This window comes from Curtobacterium sp. B18 (assembly GCF_000333375.1).
Taxonomy (GTDB): domain Bacteria; phylum Actinomycetota; class Actinomycetes; order Actinomycetales; family Microbacteriaceae; genus Curtobacterium.
This window is the reverse complement of record NZ_BACZ01000321.1, coordinates 1-1607: the sequence shown is the minus strand read 5'-3', so window position 1 is coordinate 1607 and position 1607 is coordinate 1. Positions and strand designations below refer to the sequence as shown.

Annotated in this window: 4 protein-coding genes; 2 read left to right on the top strand and 2 right to left on the bottom strand. The window is 71.3% G+C overall.

Going from position 1 to position 1607, the window contains the following annotated elements; translation table 11 throughout:
* Positions 1–204 (bottom strand): hypothetical protein (locus tag I5E_RS25365; protein WP_187290485.1); only part of this gene is annotated, 204 nt, incomplete at its 3' end.
* Between the two features lie 44 nt (positions 205–248).
* Positions 249–941: a hypothetical protein gene (locus I5E_RS08925; protein ID WP_022906675.1), complete on the bottom strand. Its 693-nt coding sequence runs from the start codon at positions 939–941 to the stop codon at positions 249–251.
* 109 nt (positions 942–1050) lie between these two features.
* On the opposite strand from I5E_RS08925, the gene I5E_RS08920 reads away from it, so the two are divergent.
* Both I5E_RS08920 and I5E_RS26960 read left to right on the top strand, forming a co-directional pair.
* Positions 1051–1356 carry a hypothetical protein gene (locus I5E_RS08920; RefSeq protein WP_022906674.1) on the top strand — a complete coding sequence of 102 codons (306 nt, stop codon included), beginning with the start codon at positions 1051–1053 and terminating at the stop codon, positions 1354–1356.
* 107 nt (positions 1357–1463) lie between these two features.
* On the top strand, positions 1464–1607 hold a 144-nt coding region (locus tag I5E_RS26960; protein WP_022906673.1), incomplete at its 3' end, for a BLUF domain-containing protein.

Genomic DNA, 1607 nt, shown 5'->3' with positions numbered 1-1607 from the left:
GCCGCGCGCCGGGGTGGTCTCGACGCGGAGTTTGTACGGGTCGTCTGCGGAGCCGGACACGACACCGGTCACGGAGCCGTCGTCGTCGTGCCAGACGACGTCGTCGACGAGGCCCGCACGGACGAGGTCGCGCGCACGGCCGAAGGCCTGCGCCCCGACGAAGCGGATGACGTCGACGGCGTCGATCATCGGAGCGGCTGGCACGGGTCAATCGTGCCAGGTGCCACCGACCTCCGACGCCCGTCGGTTCAGCGGATCGACCAGGTGCTCCCCGCGTTCAGCTGCAGGACGGACGGACCCTTCGACAGGGTGATCCGCTTCGAGAGGTCCTTGCCGGAGCCGTTGTCACTCGCGGGGATGGTCTCGTAGTCGTTGCGGAGCAGCGTGTCGCGGAGCATGCAGGTCGCGACGCGGGTGTTCGTGCAGCGGAACTGTCGGGTGGCCGTCGCGCCCCAGTAGAGCATCACGTCGTCGCCGTGACCGGAGGCGGTCAGGGCCGGCGCGCTGGACACCTGGCTGAACTTCAGCGTCCACTGCCCCTTCGCCTCGACCTCGAGCGCCGCTGGCTTGCGCCACGAGTCGGTGCCGTACGCGACGCGGCCGGTGTACTTGCCGGACAGGCCGATCGGGATCGACCCGGTCGGCCCGCCCTTGCTGTTGAGCTCCCTCACGATGAAGTCCGCGTCGGAGGAGTTCATGTCCTTCGTCGTCGGGGTGAACGTCGCGACGATGATCCCGCTGCGGGCGTTCTGCGGGAGCACGATCGTGGCGTTCCGGCTGCCCGACTTCGTGAACGGCGTGAAGGTGCCGTACTGGTGGTCGTACTGCGCCTTCATCGCGGCGGGCATCGCGGCCGCCTGTGCCGGTGCGACACCGACGAGCGACGACACGACGGCGGCGACGCTGACGACGAGGGCGGCGGCGATGGTGGTGCGGCGCATGGGGCTCCTCGGGATCAGTGGCCGTCCACGATCGTGGCGCGGGCCGTCCTCGGGCGGCAGACCCCGTCCGGGGGCCGCTGGCCCGTCGCGGGACCGCGATACTGGACGGGTGACGACACTGCGAGGAGAACTGCGCTCGACCGCGACGACGGAGGCCGAGGGCAGCGGCGAGAACATCGAGGCGGCGCGCACGGCGGCGGTCGAGGCCCTGGACCTGCACGGGTTCGAGCTGCAGCAGGTGAACGCGGTCACGAGCAAGGCGACCGGGGAGACCACCGTGCGTGCGATCGCCCGTTCCCGGGAGACGCGCCCGCACGAGGCGACCGGCCCGAGCTACGAGGCGGCGCTCGAGGCGTTCCGCGCGTCGGTCCCCGAGGGGTGGCAGGCGCAGAACATGCGGGAGATCCGGGCGTAGCGGGCGGGTCGCGCCTCTGGCCGGTGCGGGTCGCGTCTCCTGGCCGGTCCGGGTCGATCCCGTTCTGGGGGCGTCGGGCGCGGGGTGATCGGTGCAGGATCGAGGGCATGCTGCAGTCACTCGTCTACATGAGTTCGGCCACGGAGCCGTTCGACGACGACGCGCTCGAGGACGTGCTCGCACACGCCCGGGAGCGCAACACCGCCGACGGCCTCACCGGGCTCCTCGTGCACCGCAACGGTCGGTTCATG